Here is a 16,144-nt window from a genome sequence, read left to right as displayed (position 1 = left end):
ATGACGAGCGCATGACGAAAAACACCATTCTCGACCGCAGCGCAGGCATTGCCGTCTGGCGCCAGATCATGGAAACGCTGAAGGCGGAAATTGTCAGCGGCAGGTTTGAAGAAGGTAGCCGTCTGCCACCGGAGGCGGAGCTTGCCGTGCGCTTTGGCGTGAACCGTCACACGGTGCGGCGGGCCATTGCGGCGCTGACTGCGGAAGGCGTGCTCAGGGCAGATCAGGGCCGTGGCACCTTTGTCGCGTCCGCACCTTTGAATTATCCCATTGGGCCGCGAACACGGTTTTCGGAAATTGTTTCCGGGCAGGACAGATCGCCAAGCGGACGGCTGATCGGTTCAGCGCTGGAGGAAGCCGATGCCTTGCTTGCACAGCAGCTTGAACTGCCGCTTGGAACCATGCTCATCCGGCTTGAAACGCTGCGTGTTGCAGACGGCATTCCGATGATCGTCGGGACAGGCTGGTTCGAGCAGTCACGGGTACCGAATTTCGTTGCCGACTATGCTGAAAGCGGGTCGATCACGAAGGCCTTGCAAAAAGCCGGGATCGACGATTATCGACGTAAGGAGTCACGCATAACCGCTGAGCTTGTGGACGCCAGGGATGCGCAACAGCTTGGTATCCCGCTGGGCCAGCCGGTCATGGTGGTGGAAAGCGTCAATCTCGACATGTCCGGTAAGCCGATACAGTACACTCGCGCGAGGGCCGCTGCAGACCGGATCCAGCTTGTGGTGAACGGGGAAATCTGATCACGGTAACCTGCGGGTTTCCGAGCGTCGCTTGCTGCGACTTTACGCGTTGCAGGAGAAATTGCATCCGCGGCCGAACCACAAGGTTTGGCTAGACAGGTTCGACCCCGGCACCGGAAACAAGCTGCTGGCGCGCTGCCTCAAGATAGGTTGCGCTGACGGGAAGGTCCCGACCGTCCTCGAGCACAGCACGGTACCCCCTGTCGCGTCTTTCAATCGCCGTCAGAAATTGTTGTGCCACCCAATGCGAGCGATGCACGCGCACGCCGGGATACCCTTCAAGAAGGTCGATGGCGTCACTCAAGCGCATGAGGATCAATGCCTTTCCCGTCGTCAATGTGACCTCTGCATAGTGATCCTGCATCGAAATCGACACAACGGACCCCTGTCGCACATTGTGAGGCAGTCGCGACATCAGGGGCAGTGATGCGTCCTCCAACTGCTTGTGCGCAAGAGTGGCCGGTGCTGCTTCAGCAGCTTCGGAAACGTCTTCATCGGTAGCGCTGCGCTTTTCCTGCCGGTTGCCAAACAAAGCAGGCCAGAGAACGAATTCGGTCAGAAGAAGCAAGATCGAGAAAATCGTGACCTGCACATAAAGCAGCGGATAGGGCGTCGTTATCTCAAGCCTGTCACCGACCATTCCATAGAGAACGGATATGTAGCCAGCAGCCGGCAGCGCGGCTAACGCGATCCCCAGGACAAATCGCGGAAAGGACGGAATGTTGCCTGCGAGACGGCTGAAATAGAAAACGTGCAGGATCGGTACGACGATCAGCGCACAACCTAGAATATCCAGGCTCCAGAAAACCGCCCGCTGCCACAAGGTCATGGTCTCATAGGTTCCGAACGGGCCGACGCCTATGGCAATAAAGGTTATGCCAAAATAGAGAAAAAGCTTCCTTTCGGGATCAAAAACTACGTCAATTTCACGCATCGCGAATTGGTCTCTGCGAATTAATTCAAAATTTCTCAACGTTTTCACGCAGACACCGTTCCGTAAGCACGAACTTTCTGGATTAGTTATCTGCGCTTGTTCCAATCGGAGAAGATTGATGTGCGCCGGACGAAAAATCAAGCGCCGGGGCGAATCGATTTCGATCAGGCAGCAGCTTGGGTGGAAGCGATAGGGGGTGTTGAAATTGAAGTGGAAGCAACTTTTGCGTTTGCTGAGTTTCACCACGCGTCAAACCCATATCGCGCAAGCGACGGCGAAACGGATTCCTTTGAACCGCGAGCCAGAGGACAAATCTCCGCACACTCCTTGAGTTCAAAACCAGCTGGTTTCTTTAGCTGATTTCCAAAACAGAATGTGAGAATCGCATCATGAAAAAACACATATTTGCAACACTGGCAGCGCTGATATTTCCGACATCCCTGTCCGCCGCGACAATGACGATCAACACGGTCGATGATGGCTGGGTGCAAACTTTCGGTGGAGACACCGTGAACACCAGCGACACCACGGTTTCGGTATCGCAATCGGGCGGGAATATTTTCAATGGAATTTTCGAGTTCAATCTCGCGGGGATTGACGACAACGCGACGATCAATTCAGTCGCCTTTGAATGGACCAATACCCGGTTCGTTTCAAACCTCGGAAACAGCGCAGAAGTGGATCTGTTTGCCTATTTGGGAGACGGTACAGTCACAGTTTCAGATTTCGATGCTGCCGGTGACCAGGTTGCGGACACCAGCGTTTCCACGGGTGGGTCGCCGGGCGATGTCACGATGATCGCCTTTACGGACCTGAACATGTTCACAACGGCTTTGTTGGGGGATTTGTTGAGCGTCAGGTTCGAAACGGACAGCTTTGCTTCCTTTCAGATCGCTTCCCTGGAGAACCAGGACTGGGCTGCTGCAAGGCTGACTGTTGACTACACACCTGGCCCGGTTTCAGCGGTGCCGCTACCGGCCAGCGGGCTGCTTCTCTTGGGTGCGCTCGGCGGCGTTGCCGGTCTTCGCCGCCGTAAAAAGACCTGATCCCGATCCAGGTCGATGCACTCAGCGCCCGTTCAACCCACAGAGCGGGCGCATTTGTCTGGTATGCAGGTTTTCTGGACAAGTGTTGACGCCAGATCCATCGTGTCTCGATCTAGAAAGGCAGCGGCGCATTATCCGTGACTTCCTTCATCACAAAAAAGGTACGCGTCTGACGGACGCCCGGTAATGCAATCAGTTTGTCGCCGTGCAGCTTGTTGAAATCCGCCATGTCCTTTACTCTGATTTTCAGGAAATAGTCGAAGTCGCCGGCAACCAGGTGGCAATCCAAGACGAAATTCAGGGCCTCAACGGCATTCTCGAATTCCGCAAAGCTTTGCGGTGTCGAGCGATCCAGAACGACGCCGACAATGACAAGCGCGGCCCGATCCACCATTTCCGGATTGACCATGGCGCGCACTGATCCAATGACACCTTCATCGAACAGGCGCTGTGTCCGCCGGTGACATGTTGCCGGACTGACGTTGACACGTTCTGCAAGCTCGGCATTTGAAAGTCTGCCGTCTTCCTGCAGGAGCTTCACGATTTTCCTGTCAGTTCTGTCCAGGTTCCCTGTCATGAAAGATCCTTTCAAAAAAGCAAATCAAGACGTATTAAATTAATATTAATAATGAATTTCTCCGAATATATTGTAATTTTTTGTGTCCAAATTGAAAGCACCTTCGGTAAATTTTCTGTCAGCCTTGGGCCGTCTCAAACAACAAGGCATGCACTCATGAATCTCGACCGATTTGAACGCTATCCGTTGACCTTTGGGCCGACACCGATTGAGCACCTGCCACGTCTGACGAATGCACTTGGTGGAGAGGTCCAGATTTATGCCAAGCGCGAGGATTGCAACTCCGGCCTGGCGTATGGCGGAAACAAGCTCCGCAAACTGGAATACATCATTCCCGATGCCATTGCCTCCGGTGCCGACACGCTGGTTTCAATCGGGGGCGTGCAGTCGAACCACACACGAATGGTCGCCGCCGCCGCGGCGAAAATCGGCATGAAATGTGTTGTGGTGCAGGAGAAATGGGTGCCCCATTTTGATGCTGTTTATGACCGTGTCGGCAACATCCTTCTGACACGGCTGATGGGGGCCGATTCCCGGCTTGTCGATGACGGTTTCGATATCGGCATCCGCAAGAGCTGGGAAAATGCGATGCAATCTGTCCGGGATGCGGGCGGAACGCCATATGGTATTCCGGCCGGAGCTTCCGTTCACAAGTTTGGCGGGCTTGGATACGTGGCGTTCGCCGAAGAGGTGAAAGCTCAGGAAGCTGAGCTTGGCTTCCGGTTCGACTACATCATCGTGTGCGTCGTCACCGGCTCCACCCAGGCCGGTATGATCGTCGGCTTTGCTGCACAGGACAGGGCTGAGAAGGTGATCGGGATCGATGCGTCGGGAACGCTCGAACAGACACGCGCGCAGGTCAGGGAGATCGTTGACAACACCGCTGACCTGGTCGGATTGGGTCGTGCGGTTTCAGATGCGGAAATCGTCATCAACCCCGACTACGCCTATCCGGCTTATGGCGTTCCTTCGGAGGAAACCAACGATGCAATCCGGTTGGCCGCCAGGACGGAAGCGATGATCACGGATCCGGTCTATGAGGGCAAGTCGATGCAAGGGATGATCGATCTAGTCAGGAAAGGGGAGATACCCGCAGGCTCAAAGGTCCTTTACGCACATCTGGGCGGTGCGCCTGCGCTCAATGGCTACAGCTACTACTACAAGGATGGGTGATTGTCCGATTGTAAGCCGCAGGACACTGCTGTCTGAACGGGAAGAAAGGCAGACAGCGGACGGATGGTCCGTCCGCTGTCCAATTTCACAAGGTCAAAGTTTGGCGCGTTCCGCCCTGAGGGCGAGCCACAGGCAGTAGCACATGACCAGCACGACAACCGTGAACGGTATGCCGGTCGATACCGCCGCCCCCTGGAGAGCCGAAAGCCCGCCACCGAGCAGCAGCGCAATAGCCACCAGGCCTTCCAGTGTGCACCAGAAGATGCGCTGGATAACGGGCGCATCCATCTTTCCGCCAGCGGTGATCGTGTCGATCACCAGCGAACCGGAGTCCGACGACGTGACGAAGAAGATGATGATCAGCAGCAGCGAGATCGGTGCGACGATCTGGTAGAACGGCAGTTCCTTCAGGAAGCCAAAGAGGGCTCCTTCCGGCTTGTAGGCATCAATCACCGTCGCGCGCACGCCTTCTGCACCGCCCGCGTTCAGCATATCGATGGCCGCGCCGCCGAAGGTCGACATCCAGAGGGCGCAGACTGCCGTTGGCGCGATCAATGCGCAGAGCACGAATTCGCGCACTGTCCGGCCTTTTGAGATGCGAGCGATGAACATGCCGACGAAGGGCGACCAGGCGATCCACCAGGCCCAGTAGAACGTCGTCCAGCCGTGGAAGAAGCTCGTATCCTCTCGCCCGAACGGGTTCGATAGCGCTGGTAACATCATAATGTAGTCGGTCATGACGGAGAAGTAGCGCGAGATTGCGACGCCGACCCCGGTCACAAGGATTACGAAGATGAACAGCCCGACGGCCATGATCATGTTGATTTCCGACAGTCTCTTCACACCGGCGTCCATGCCGAGAAGAACCGAACCGAGAGCGATTGCGGTAATGAAGATGATAAGCAGAACCGTCACCGTCGGAGTAGGCTCGATGCCGAAGACCTCGTAAAGACCTGCGGCTACCTGTTGTGCGCCAAGACCCAGTGAGGTGGTCAGACCGAACAAGGTCGCGAAAACGGCAAGTGTATCGATCGCATGGCCCCACCACCCCCAAACACGTTCGCCGAGCAAAGGATAGAATGCAGACCGCAGGGTCAGCGGCAAACCGAGATTGTAGGCGAATATCGCAAGCGACAGTCCGACCGCGGCGTAAATCGCCCAGCCCTCAAGGCCCCAGTGGTGAATGGTTCCAACCACGCCAACATACTCGTTTCCGGGCTGCGTGATGTCGACGCCAAGCGGACTCGCACCGCCGCTTTCGGCGAAGTTGTAGTAGACCGGCTCAAGTACGCCGAAAAACAACAGCCCGATGCCGATGCCGGCGGCAAACATCATTGCGATCCAGCCGGCATAGGAATAGTCAGGCTTGGCATCCTTGCCGCCGATCCGCACGGATCCGACCGGCAGAACGATCAGCGCCAGGCAGAAAAGCGTGATTGCATTCACCGACAGGACAAGGAACCAGTCGAATGTGCTGGTCAGCCACGGCCTCAACCACCCGAAGAACGCAGCGGCAGCTTCCTGGTTGGCGAGCGCGATCAGGACAAAAGCCGCGATCAGGATGCTCGAAATCAGAAAGACGGGATTGTGAAGATCCAGACCAAACGGGCGAATATTGTCCTGGCCGAGTTCATACTCGGTTTCGAAATCCCAGACCCGGGGATCCGGATCCAGCATTTTCTTGGTTTCAGACGAGTCAGACATGTCCCCTCCTGTCCGTTGCTGTTCCCCGTCCGTTAGCGTTGCATAAGAAAGGGACGAGTGTCCAATGATTGTGCGAATAAATGTCGCATTGAAGCGGACGAATACGTCACAGGGTATCGCAGGCCCGACTTCCGCCACTCACTTGACGTGACTTTGCGGAACCGATCGACAACTACTGGACCACTGCGTTGTGAAGGGTCCGCAAAGGGGCTTTTTTCTGTTTTCAGTCCCATGAAATCGTCATGGCTGGAGGGGACGATCGAATGAAGAGGCGTGTTTTCGTATCGGGTGGGGCTGCCGGTATCGGCCGGGCCATGGCGGAACGGTTTATGAGAGATGGCGCGGAAATCGCAATCTGTGACGCGGATGCTGCCGCGGTTGCGGAATTCCGGGAAACACATCCCAACGTCATCTGCGGCATAGCGGACGTAACCAGCGAAGCGGACATGCAAGCCTTTCTCGGCGAATTGGAAAGCCGGTGGGGTGAGGTGGATGTCGTCTGCGCGAATGCGGGAACAGGTGGTCCGGCCGGCGCGATTGAAACGCTGAACTACGACGAATGGCAACGGTGTGTCGCGACCAATGTCCATGGCACATTTCTGACCTGCCGCTGGGCCGCCCGGGTGATGAAGGCCAAAGGCACGGGCCTGATCGCGATGACCTCCTCCACCGCCGGGATCATGGGATACCCGATGCGGTCGCCTTATGCGGCAGCAAAGTGGGCCATCATCGGCCTGATGAAGACACTTGCCATGGAACTCGGGCCGCATGGCATACGCGTCAACGCACTCTGTCCCGGCGCGGTGGAAGGCCCCCGGATGGACCGCATCGTGGCGAAAGAGGCTGTGGCGCGCGGGATCAGCGAGGAGGAGGTGCGTGCTCTTTATGTCGAGGGCGTATCCCTGAAAACCTGGGTCAGTGCGGAAGATGTCGCCAATATGGTTCACTTTCTTGCATCGGACGCGGGAAGACGGATATCCGGGCAGGCGCTCGCCGTCGACGGTCATACCGAGACGCTTGCACCGTGAAAAGGCGGCGATGCGCACGCGAGACTTTCCGGCGGCCACCTTTCGCCTAAATAGTTGCGGCAGGCCACCCGGCCGTGCCCTTCAGGAAAAGACGGATGCGAAGCGATGACCACACTGCCGCCCCTTCCCTATGAAGACTGGTCCGATACCAGGGACACACTTCATCTTTTTCTGCAGATTATCGGGAAAATCCGCCTCAAGTCGCACCCGAAGCTGAACCACTGGTGGCATGTTACGCTTTACCCGCATGTTCGCGGATTGACGACGGGCCGCATTCCCTATCGGGACGGCGGGTTCGAAATCATGTTCGACATGATCGATCATCGCGTCAGCGTCAGCCGCAACGACGGAAGACAAGAGAGCTTCTCCGTTGCAGGCCTGACCGTCGCCGAATTCTACACCGCGCTGTTTTCGCTGCTTGGTGATCTGGGCGTCACGGTGAGCATCGTTGCCGTCCCTTATGACAACAAATCCAAGACGCCCTTTCCCCAGGACGCCGCGCCGCGCGTCTACGATGAGGCAGCGGTATTCCGCTTCTGGCAGGCGCTTTGTTCAGTATCGGGCGTCTTCGAAACCTACCGGTCGGAATTTGTCGGCAAGCAGACGCCGGTGCAGCTCTACTGGCACTCCTTTGACCTGGTGGTCACCCGCTTTTCGGGCCGTGCACATCCGCTGGAAGGGGGGACGCAATCGGACAGGGAGGCCTATTCGCATGAGGTGATTTCGGTCGGTTTCTGGCCAGGAGACGATACGTTCAAGGAAGCCGCATTTTACGGCTACGCCTATCCCGAACCTGCGGGATTGAACAAGGTTCCGCTTCGGCCCGGCTCTGCGTTCTGGGCGGAAAAGAATGGCGGCGCCCTTGCAATCCTCAAGTATGAAGATGCGCGCAATGCAATAGACCCGGCAGATGCCATCCGCTCGTTTCTCGACAGCCTTTATGAAGGTGCAGCTGAAAAGGCTGACTGGCCAGCAGGCGACCTGAGGCATGTGCATGCCTGAGCGACTCGGGGACGTGTTTTTTCCGCTTGCGCGGCTTGGGGCGGGTCAGCCCGCTTGTGATATCGCGGTTATTGAAATGCGATCTCACGTGATCGCGTCATGTGAGCCGGCGTAAAAGTGCCCGGAGACACGGTGTGCCTCCGGGATGATGATTAGCGGGTAAGATAACCGCCGTTGATCCAGACCGTCTGCCCATTTACCCACTGAGACTCTGGACTTGCGAGGAACGCGACGATCGGCACGATGTCGTCGATAGCGCCCAGACGCTGTTCGGTCGACAGGCGCGCGGCATAGGCTGCCGATTGCTCGGTTTCCTGTTCGTGGAAGAAAGGCGTGTCCACCGGACCGGGTGCAAAGGAGTTCACGGTGATCCGCTTTGCGCCCAACTCCTTGGCGAGCATCCGCGTGTATTCCTCAACAGGCGCCTTGGTGCCCGAATAAATCGTGTAGCCCGGTGCCGCGCCAGCCAGGAGAGACGTTCCCGTGTTGATGATCCGGCCACCGTTGCGGACACGCATCGCAGCTTCTCGCAAGCTGTAAAACAAACCCCGGTTGTTGATCGCATCCAGGCGCTCGAACTCGTCGTCAGAGAATTCGGCAAGCGGCTTCTTGAGGATTGCGCCTGCATGGTTCAGCACGATATCGACGCCTCCGAAGGCCTGTTCGGCAGTGTCGTACATGGCTCGTACGTTCTCAACCTGCCCAAGATCCCCCATCGTCAAGGCCGCGCGCACGCCTTTTGCCTCGACAAGACGAGCGGTCTCTTCTGCCTGGTCCCGGGTTTCCGCCCGGTGGTAATGGACAACGACGTTAGCGCCCATTTCGGCCAGCTTGACCGAGAACGCGCGGCCCATGTTATTGCGCGCTCCTGAAACGATGGCCACTCTTCCGGCGAGCGGTTTAGCGCCTGCGGTTTGCGCACTGGCCTGTGTCGCAGCAGCGCCCGCCACTGCGGCTACTCCCATTCGGGTCAACATCGAACGCCGAGAAATGGAATTGTCACTGTTCGTCATGTTCCTGTATCCTGTTATGAGAGGTTAAAGCTTGAAACCGCCGTCTATTTTCAAAACGGCGCCGGTGACGAATGCGGCCTTCGGATCGCAGAGGAATGCGATGACACCGCTCACGTCCTCCGGCAGGCCAACGCGACCAAGTGCCGTGCTACTGGTGATGTAGTCGCGCGCGCCGGGTATGATTTCGTCGAAGAGCCGGGCGTTGAAATCGTCGTCGAGCCCACCCGGTGCCACTGCATTTACGGTGATTTGCCGTGGCCCCAGAATTTGCGCCCAGTAAAGGGTCATTGTCTGCAAGGCGGCTTTCATTGGCCCATATGCGATCAGCGGAGGGAAGACACCGTTGGCCAGGCCGGAGCTCAGGTTCACGATGCGGCCGCCATCGCGCAGCGACGGCAAAAATGCCTGGGTCAGCAAGACAACGCTCTTGAAGTTCGTCGTATAGATGGCGTCCAGATCGTCGCCGGTTATCTGATCGAACCCGCCGATCCGTATCGCGCCTGCATTGTTGACCAGGATGTCCAGCCCTTCGGCTTGCCAGTGCGTCAATGTCTCCTGCGCCTTTGATACAAGTAGCGTGACGTTGGAACTGTCGGAGAAATCTGCCTGCAGAGCCTTGCCCCGCCGTCCAGCCGCTTCGATCTCGGCTACAACTTCTGCCGCGGCATCAGCCTGGCTGTTATAGGTCACAATGACATCTGCGCCCTTGGCAGCGAGTTCCAGCGCGGTTAACCGGCCGATATTGCGGCTTCCGCCGGTGACCAACGCTGTTTTTCCATTCAGCGGTTTTTCCATGTTCTAAAGCTCCTGTGTGCGATTGCAGGATCCTATGCGATCGGCTTTCGCTACATCAGTCGCTGATTTGACAATCAGGTGTAGACAAAATAACAACACTTGCATGAAACAGGCGAGCCAGGTTGCATTTCTGAAAGTGGTTGAGCTGGGCTCAATTCGCGCTGCCGCGCGTGCGCTTGGTCAGGATCCGTCGGGCATTTCGCGGAGGATTACCCGGCTGGAACAACAGCTCGGCACAAAACTGCTGGACCGAAACGGCAACACCACTGTGACAACGGCGCAAGGGCAGCTCTATTTCGAGCGCTTGTCATCAATCATCGACCAACTTGAAGCATCGGAAGCCGAAGTCAGCGGCGAGAATCTCGTTCCGAGCGGATTGCTCCGCGTGACCTCGGCGATTGATTTTGGACAGGAATTTGTTGCGGACTGGCTTCTGGACTATCGCAGAAAGTACCCGGACGTTGAGTTTGACCTAGTTCTTGCGAGCGGATTCGTCGATCTGACACAAACCGGGATTGATGTCGCGTTGCGCGTCGGCAACCTGCCGGACTCAAACCTGATCGCCAGGAAGTTGGCGGATGTGCCGCGGGTCCTGGTGGCGTCGCCGGACTACCTTAAACGGATGGGGACACCGCAACATCCCGACAATCTGAAAACGCACGAGCACGTCTTTTTTGCCTCCTCCAATCGCCAAAATCCGTTGGAGCTAATCGGGCCCGGCGGAGCTGTGATGCGGGTGCAACGGACCAATGGGGTCGCGATCAATTCGGTCCGGTCTGCGGTCAAAGCTGTTGCTGACGGGGTTGGGATTCATGCAGGCCCGCTCTGGGCATTCGCTGGCCATATCGAACGCGGCGAAGTCGTCACGATCCTATCGGAATTTACGCAAAAGCAGCTGCCGCTTTACGCGGTCCGAAATCCGTCGGCTGTCGTTCCCGCTCGCATTTCAAGGTTCATAGATCACGTGGCAGCGAAGGTGCGAAGTGTTGAAGGTCTTAGGGTTTGAACGGCTCCGTTCCATCTATCCGGACACAGAATTACCAGGCGGTGTCTCTCTTTCTTTCGGCATCGCGGAAACGAAGTCGAACGCAGCTTGAGTTGCGAACGTGGACATCCGCGTGAACACCGCAAAGGTGAAGCCGGTCGTCGCGCTTGCGCTTCGCAACCGATTTGGAAACCTGGCATGTCGAAACCGTCTTGCAGGAAGATCGCGCAAGTGCGTGAAGAACGCTAAATATCTGACAAGAAATAATATTCTTGGACAAGTCTGTGATCAAGGCACATTTTGACTGACGTATGTCAGAAAGAGGCGCCAACTTGGCGGTCCGCGGGAGATGAAGAGTGAAGCCTACTGTCCACGATATAGCGCGCGAGGCCGGTGTCAGCCTGTCGACCGTCGACCGCGTCCTCAACGGACGGGCGGACGTGCGGCCAAAAAACGCTGAACGCGTAAAAGATGCGGTCCGAAGGCTCGGCTATGTGCGTGACACCAATGCGGCGAACCTTGCAAAGAAAAGGCGCTACAAGTTCACGTTTGTCCTGCCTGAAGGTCCGAACCATTTTGTCGAGACTGTTGCCGGCGCCGTTCGGGAGGCAACCGATGCACAAGTAACCGACCGGGCCGATGTCGACATCATCTACGTGAATGCCGCTGATCCGCATGCCGTTGTGAAACGCCTGAAATCTCTGGATCTCGGACGCCTTGACGGTGTTGCGATCATGGTACCGGAGACACCGCAGGTGCGCGACGCGATTGCGCATATCAAAAGCGCAGGCGCTTATGTGGTCGCCCTGGTGTCCGACCTGCCGAACTCGCGCTGCGATCACTTTGTTGGAATTGACAATTTTTCGGCCGGTCAGACAGCTGGCGCGCTACTTGGACGCTTCCTGCGCAAAGAAACCGGCTGCATTCTGGTGGCCACGAATTCGATGGTGTCCCGCGACAGTATCGAGCGGCGCTTTGGCCTCGACGAGGTGCTGTCGCGTGATTTTCCGAGGCTCAAGGCGTTGCCGACGATCGAGTTTCACGACGATCCGGACCGGATCAGGGAAACGCTTCAAAGAAGCATTGCCGCCCATGGCGATCTGAAGGCTGTTTATTCCATGGGCTCCGGGAATGCCATCATGCTGGATGCCTTGAGACAATCTGCACGTGATCGCGATCTTGTTGTTGTTGCGCATGACCTGACTTCCGTCACGCGCCAGGCATTGCTGGATGGTGAAGTGGATGCCATCATCGTGCAGAACGTGGGGCATCTTGCCAGGAGCGCTCTCAGGGTACTTCGCGCCAAGTGCGATGACGCTGGAATCTATGAAGCGCAGGAGCAGATCCGCATTGAAATCATCATGCGCGAAAACCTTTACTAGTCCGCTTCGACTGTTGCACGCACCGCGTGTCGCCCTGAAAACATCATTAAATCAGAAATTTGTAGCTCATTCGTTTTGAAATTCGAGTTGCTTCACTCAAAAAGAAAGACGTATGTCAGTTTTTTGATTGACTTGACATACGTATGTCAAATACGGTGATCGCGCACTTGGAGGAGTGCCGCCACCCGGTGTGCGCCGGGAGCGACCATATCGGGAGGAAATCAGCGATGAAAACTGCGAAACTTCTCGCGGCGACCGCTTTTGTGGCGGCAAGCGGGCTAAGCGTATCTCAGGCACAGGCAGAAGAACTGACGCTGTGCTGGGCCGCATGGGACCCGGCAAACGCCCTTGTTGAACTTTCCAAGGAATTTGAAGCCCAGTCAGGGCATACAATGAAATTCGAATTCGTGCCGTGGCCGAACTTCGCGGACCGGATGCTGAACGAACTTAATTCGGGCGGCAAGCTCTGCGACCTTCTCATCGGCGACAGCCAATGGATCGGCGGTGGTGCGGAAAACGGCCACTATGTCAAGCTGAACGACTTCTTCGACAAGGAAGGCATCAGCATGGACGACTTCGCGCCAGCGACCGTCTATGCCTATTCGACCTGGCCTAAGGGAACGCCAAACTACTACGCGCTGCCTGCAATGGGCGATGCGAATGGCTGGTTCTATCGCAAGGACTGGTTTGCGAAACCGGAAATCCAGGAAGCCTTCAAGGCTGAACACGGCCGCGACCTGGCCCCTCCGAAAACCCAGATGGAGCTTTTGCAAGTCGCCAAGTTCTTCCAGGGCCGCGAAATCGACGGCCAGAAGCGCTACGGCGCGGCCATCTTCACCGAGCGCGGCTCTGAAGGCATCACCATGGGCGCAACAAGCGCCATGTACCCGTTCGGCTTCAAGTATGAGATGACGCCGGGCAAATATGACATGGAAGGCGCGGTGAATTCACCGGATGCGGTTGCCGGGCTTGAGTTCTACAAGGAGCTCTACAAGACGTCGACGCCTCCAGGCTACACCGATAGTTACATGGAACAGTCTCTTGACGCCTTCAAGTCGGGTCAAGTGGCCATGGCCATGAACTGGTTCGCCTTCTTCCCGGGCCTTTACGCGGATCCGGATACCGGTGGCGACAAGATCGGCTTCTTTGTGAACCCGGGGCAGCTGAAAGAGGCTTCCACGCTTGGCGGACAGGGCATTTCCGTTGTTGCCTATTCCGACAAGCAGGACGCAGCGCTCGAGTACATCAAGTGGTTTGCACAGCCTTCCGTTCAAAAGAAGTGGTGGGATCTCGGTGGATATTCCTGTCACGTCAGCGTTCTGAACGATCCGAACTTCGCGGACAGCGCGCCGTTTGCCGCCGACTTCCTGCTCGCCATGGACGGCGTCATGGATTTCTGGCAGGAGCCCGCCTATGCGGAACTGCTGCTGGCGATGCAAAAGCGGCTGCATGACTATGTCGTGGCCGATCAGGGAACGGCAAAAGAAGCTCTCGACAAACTCATCGAAGACTGGACCGAGGTCTTCGAGGACGAGGGCAAGCTGTAACGTACTCGGACTGCCGGGCAAGCGGGTTCAGACCAGCTTGTCCGGCCCAAAACCGGGCGGGTGCGAATGCGCAGTGAATGCCCGAACGTACCCCGCCGGGTTTTCCGGACTATTCTTCGAACAGGCAACAGATGTCAGACACCCCTATCGACCGCGTGGCGAAAGCGACGCCGCCCTCCGTTGCTGCCAAAATCCGCGGCTTGAGCGACCGGGCAATCGCCTGGCTCTTCGTTCTGCCGACGATTTTCCTGCTGCTGGCGGTGAATATCTTTCCGCTCATCTGGACCATAAATCTGAGCTTCACGAATTTTCGCGCCAACCGTCCCAACCGGGAGGTCGATTACATCGGGTTGCGCAACTACGAGCGCATTCTGACGGATGAAGACATCTGGCTGACGATGCAGGCAACGGCACATTTTCTGTTCTGGACCATCCTGTTGCAGGTGCTGATCGGGTTCACGCTGGCCTGGCTGATCAACCGCAAATTCAAGGGAAATGATCTCTGGACGACCCTGATCGTCCTGCCGATGATGCTGTCACCGGCGGTTGTCGGCAACTTCTGGACGTTTCTCTATCAGCCTCAGATCGGGCTCTTCAACTATGGCATTTCGTTCCTGACCGGTATCGACCCGTCTTCGTTCCAGATGATCGGGGATGTGAAACTGGCGCCCTGGTCGATTGTGATCGTCGACACCTGGATGTGGACGCCGTTCGTTATGCTGATCTGCCTGGCAGGGCTTAGGTCCATCCCCGACTATATCTATGAGGCAGCGGAAATCGACAGAGCGAGCCAATGGCGACAGTTCTGGACGATCACCATACCGATGGTGCTGCCATTCCTTATGCTGGCAGTCCTGTTCCGTGGCATTGAGAACTTCAAGATGTTCGATCTTGTCGTGCAGCTGACAGGCGGCGGGCCCGGATCAGTGACTGAGCTCACGTCCATCAATCTGAAACGTGAAGCCTTCGAGAAATGGCGCACCGGTTATGCGTCCGCCTACGCGATCATCCTGTTCGTCACGGTGTTCGGCCTTGCGTCAATCTATGTGAAAGCCCTCAACAAGGTGAAGGAAAGATGAGCAGCTATTCCATTACCGAACCTTCGCCGCTGCAAAAGTGGCTCGCAGGCACACTGGTTGTTTTTTATGCGGTAATCACGCTGCTTCCGCTTGTCTGGATCCTGACGACCGGTTTCAAGTCTCCGGTCGATGCGATCGCCTATCCGCCCAAGGTCTTTTTCGAGCCTTCGCTTGAAGGCTACGTGAACCTCTTCACGACACGCACGCGTGTGTCCCCGGAAGCCCTGCAGGCCTTGCCGCCACCCTCGAGCTGGTACGAGGAAATCGTGCGCAACCGCGACATGGTGATTGCCGGTCCGTCGCGCTACGGCGAGCGGTTCCTGAACTCCGTCATTATCGGTTTCGGGTCGACCTTTCTGTCGGTTTTTCTGGGCACACTCGCGGCCTATGCGTTCTCGCGGTTCAAAGTGCCTTTGAAGGACGATCTCCTGTTCTTCATCCTGTCGACAAGAATGATGCCGCCAATAGCGGTTGCCATTCCAATCTTCCTGATGTTCCGCACGCTCGGGCTCTCCGATACGCATCTGGGCATGATCCTGCTTTATACGGCTGTGAACATTTCGCTGGCGGTGTGGTTGCTCAAGGGGTTCATGGACGAAATACCGCGCGAATATGAAGAAGCCGCGCTGATCGATGGCTACACGCGGTTTCAGGCTTTCTACAAGGTGGTCCTGCCACAGGCAGCGACCGGCATCGCGTCGACTGCCATCTTCTGCCTGATCTTCTCGTGGAACGAATATGCATTCGCAGTCCTCTTGACCTCGGGAACGGCGCAAACCGCACCGCCCTTCATTCCGACGATCATCGGGGTCGGCGGCCAGGACTGGCCGGCGGTGGCCGCAGGCGCGACGCTGTTCCTCGTGCCGGTCATGGTGTTCACAATCCTGCTTCGCAAGCACTTGCTGCGCGGCATCACCTTCGGAGCTGTGCGCAAATGAGCGACTTTTTTCAAGGACTGACACGGTTCCGGCGCGGCCCCTGGGAGTTGCTGGCCTCCGTTCTGATTGCCGTTGGCGTCGTCATGCTGATGCAGCCGCTGGTGCTATGGGCATACACCTATTCCTTCATTGTCACGCTGACTGGCACGGTGATGTTCATCGTCGTCAGCCATTTTCCGGACTAGAGCA

16 protein-coding genes are annotated in these 16,144 nt (G+C 56.9%); 11 read left to right on the top strand and 5 right to left on the bottom strand.

Features of this window, described 5'->3' with window-relative positions; genetic code table 11:
• Positions 1-11 precede the first annotated feature (11 nt).
• Positions 12-752, top strand: coding sequence for a phosphonate metabolism transcriptional regulator PhnF (gene phnF, locus ABVF61_RS27480; RefSeq protein ID WP_353996803.1), 741 nt, complete (start codon positions 12-14; stop codon positions 750-752).
• Positions 753-843: 91 nt separating this feature from the next.
• Here phnF and ABVF61_RS27475 read toward each other — a convergent pair whose 3' ends face one another.
• Positions 844-1,686: a LytTR family DNA-binding domain-containing protein gene (locus tag ABVF61_RS27475; protein ID WP_353996802.1), complete on the bottom strand. Its 843-nt coding sequence runs from the start codon at positions 1,684-1,686 to the stop codon at positions 844-846.
• Between the two features lie 389 nt (positions 1,687-2,075).
• Between ABVF61_RS27475 and ABVF61_RS27470 the strand changes: the two genes are divergently transcribed.
• Positions 2,076-2,732 carry a VPLPA-CTERM sorting domain-containing protein gene (locus ABVF61_RS27470; RefSeq protein ID WP_353996801.1) on the top strand — a complete coding sequence of 219 codons (657 nt, stop codon included), beginning with the start codon at positions 2,076-2,078 and terminating at the stop codon, positions 2,730-2,732.
• A gap of 112 nt (positions 2,733-2,844) precedes the next feature.
• Here the strand turns inward: ABVF61_RS27470 and ABVF61_RS27465 are convergent, their stop codons facing one another.
• Positions 2,845-3,309: an Lrp/AsnC family transcriptional regulator gene (locus ABVF61_RS27465; RefSeq protein WP_353996800.1), complete on the bottom strand. Its 465-nt coding sequence runs from the start codon at positions 3,307-3,309 to the stop codon at positions 2,845-2,847.
• Positions 3,310-3,465: 156 nt separating this feature from the next.
• Here ABVF61_RS27465 and ABVF61_RS27460 point away from each other — a divergent pair, with 156 nt between their 5' ends.
• Positions 3,466-4,482 (top strand): 1-aminocyclopropane-1-carboxylate deaminase, encoded by a 1,017-nt coding sequence (locus ABVF61_RS27460; RefSeq protein ID WP_353996799.1) that lies wholly within the window; start codon positions 3,466-3,468, stop codon positions 4,480-4,482.
• A 93-nt stretch (positions 4,483-4,575) separates the two neighbouring features.
• On the opposite strand, the gene ABVF61_RS27455 is transcribed toward ABVF61_RS27460, so the two are convergent.
• Positions 4,576-6,186, bottom strand: coding sequence for a BCCT family transporter (locus ABVF61_RS27455; protein ID WP_353996798.1), 1,611 nt, complete (start codon positions 6,184-6,186; stop codon positions 4,576-4,578).
• Positions 6,187-6,449: 263 nt separating this feature from the next.
• Here ABVF61_RS27455 and ABVF61_RS27450 point away from each other — a divergent pair, with 263 nt between their 5' ends.
• Together ABVF61_RS27450 and ABVF61_RS27445 are read left to right on the top strand one after the other, a co-directional pair.
• Positions 6,450-7,214 carry an SDR family oxidoreductase gene (locus tag ABVF61_RS27450; protein WP_353996797.1) on the top strand — a complete coding sequence of 255 codons (765 nt, stop codon included), beginning with the start codon at positions 6,450-6,452 and terminating at the stop codon, positions 7,212-7,214.
• A gap of 105 nt (positions 7,215-7,319) precedes the next feature.
• A complete protein-coding gene (locus ABVF61_RS27445; protein WP_353996796.1) occupies positions 7,320-8,216 on the top strand; it encodes a DUF5996 family protein in 897 nt (298 codons plus the stop codon).
• A gap of 152 nt (positions 8,217-8,368) precedes the next feature.
• On the opposite strand, the gene ABVF61_RS27440 is transcribed toward ABVF61_RS27445, so the two are convergent.
• Both ABVF61_RS27440 and ABVF61_RS27435 read right to left on the bottom strand, forming a co-directional pair.
• Positions 8,369-9,229 carry an SDR family oxidoreductase gene (locus ABVF61_RS27440; RefSeq protein WP_353996795.1) on the bottom strand — a complete coding sequence of 287 codons (861 nt, stop codon included), beginning with the start codon at positions 9,227-9,229 and terminating at the stop codon, positions 8,369-8,371.
• Between the two features lie 24 nt (positions 9,230-9,253).
• Positions 9,254-10,024 carry an SDR family NAD(P)-dependent oxidoreductase gene (locus ABVF61_RS27435; RefSeq protein ID WP_353996794.1) on the bottom strand — a complete coding sequence of 257 codons (771 nt, stop codon included), beginning with the start codon at positions 10,022-10,024 and terminating at the stop codon, positions 9,254-9,256.
• A 103-nt stretch (positions 10,025-10,127) separates the two neighbouring features.
• Here ABVF61_RS27435 and ABVF61_RS27430 point away from each other — a divergent pair, with 103 nt between their 5' ends.
• The 6 genes from ABVF61_RS27430 (at position 10,128) to ABVF61_RS27405 (ending at position 16,140) form a co-directional block, all read left to right on the top strand.
• Positions 10,128-11,030 (top strand): LysR family transcriptional regulator, encoded by a 903-nt coding sequence (locus tag ABVF61_RS27430; RefSeq protein ID WP_353996793.1) that lies wholly within the window; start codon positions 10,128-10,130, stop codon positions 11,028-11,030.
• A gap of 335 nt (positions 11,031-11,365) precedes the next feature.
• Positions 11,366-12,391, top strand: coding sequence for a LacI family DNA-binding transcriptional regulator (locus ABVF61_RS27425; RefSeq protein ID WP_353996792.1), 1,026 nt, complete (start codon positions 11,366-11,368; stop codon positions 12,389-12,391).
• 227 nt (positions 12,392-12,618) lie between these two features.
• A complete protein-coding gene (locus ABVF61_RS27420) occupies positions 12,619-13,938 on the top strand; it encodes an ABC transporter substrate-binding protein (RefSeq protein ID WP_353996791.1) in 1,320 nt (439 codons plus the stop codon).
• 131 nt (positions 13,939-14,069) lie between these two features.
• Complete coding sequence (locus tag ABVF61_RS27415) at positions 14,070-15,017, top strand: carbohydrate ABC transporter permease (protein ID WP_319384609.1); 948 nt, start codon at positions 14,070-14,072, stop codon at positions 15,015-15,017.
• The gene (locus ABVF61_RS27410) at positions 15,014-15,955 is read left to right on the top strand and encodes a carbohydrate ABC transporter permease (protein ID WP_353996790.1); all 942 of its coding nucleotides are present in this window, start codon (positions 15,014-15,016) and stop codon (positions 15,953-15,955) included. Before ABVF61_RS27415 ends, ABVF61_RS27410 begins: the two co-directional genes overlap by 4 nt.
• The gene (locus ABVF61_RS27405; RefSeq protein ID WP_353996789.1) at positions 15,952-16,140 is read left to right on the top strand and encodes a hypothetical protein; all 189 of its coding nucleotides are present in this window, start codon (positions 15,952-15,954) and stop codon (positions 16,138-16,140) included. Before ABVF61_RS27410 ends, ABVF61_RS27405 begins: the two co-directional genes overlap by 4 nt.
• Positions 16,141-16,144: the final 4 nt, after the last annotated feature.

Origin of the sequence: Roseibium sp. HPY-6, from assembly GCF_040530035.1 — a bacterium.
In the GTDB taxonomy this organism is placed as follows: Bacteria; Pseudomonadota; Alphaproteobacteria; order Rhizobiales; family Stappiaceae; genus Roseibium.
Note: the sequence above shows the minus strand (reverse complement) of the source record. Positions and strands in the feature narration are given on the sequence as shown.

Coding starts and splice junctions, on each gene's coding strand:
- ABVF61_RS27410 (WP_353996790.1), top strand. CDS start 15,014: ATGAGCAGCTATTCCATTACCGAACCTTCGCCGCTGCAAAAGTGGCTC.
- ABVF61_RS27405 (WP_353996789.1), top strand. CDS start 15,952: ATGAGCGACTTTTTTCAAGGACTGACACGGTTCCGGCGCGGCCCCTGG.
- ABVF61_RS27430 (WP_353996793.1), top strand. CDS start 10,128: ATGAAACAGGCGAGCCAGGTTGCATTTCTGAAAGTGGTTGAGCTGGGC.
- ABVF61_RS27415 (WP_319384609.1), top strand. CDS start 14,070: ATGTCAGACACCCCTATCGACCGCGTGGCGAAAGCGACGCCGCCCTCC.
- ABVF61_RS27460 (WP_353996799.1), top strand. CDS start 3,466: ATGAATCTCGACCGATTTGAACGCTATCCGTTGACCTTTGGGCCGACA.
- ABVF61_RS27470 (WP_353996801.1), top strand. CDS start 2,076: ATGAAAAAACACATATTTGCAACACTGGCAGCGCTGATATTTCCGACA.
- ABVF61_RS27440 (WP_353996795.1), bottom strand. CDS start 9,229: ATGACGAACAGTGACAATTCCATTTCTCGGCGTTCGATGTTGACCCGA.
- phnF (WP_353996803.1), top strand. CDS start 12: ATGACGAAAAACACCATTCTCGACCGCAGCGCAGGCATTGCCGTCTGG.
- ABVF61_RS27445 (WP_353996796.1), top strand. CDS start 7,320: ATGACCACACTGCCGCCCCTTCCCTATGAAGACTGGTCCGATACCAGG.
- ABVF61_RS27450 (WP_353996797.1), top strand. CDS start 6,450: ATGAAGAGGCGTGTTTTCGTATCGGGTGGGGCTGCCGGTATCGGCCGG.
- ABVF61_RS27455 (WP_353996798.1), bottom strand. CDS start 6,186: ATGTCTGACTCGTCTGAAACCAAGAAAATGCTGGATCCGGATCCCCGG.
- ABVF61_RS27465 (WP_353996800.1), bottom strand. CDS start 3,309: ATGACAGGGAACCTGGACAGAACTGACAGGAAAATCGTGAAGCTCCTG.
- ABVF61_RS27435 (WP_353996794.1), bottom strand. CDS start 10,024: ATGGAAAAACCGCTGAATGGAAAAACAGCGTTGGTCACCGGCGGAAGC.
- ABVF61_RS27475 (WP_353996802.1), bottom strand. CDS start 1,686: ATGCGTGAAATTGACGTAGTTTTTGATCCCGAAAGGAAGCTTTTTCTC.
- ABVF61_RS27420 (WP_353996791.1), top strand. CDS start 12,619: ATGAAAACTGCGAAACTTCTCGCGGCGACCGCTTTTGTGGCGGCAAGC.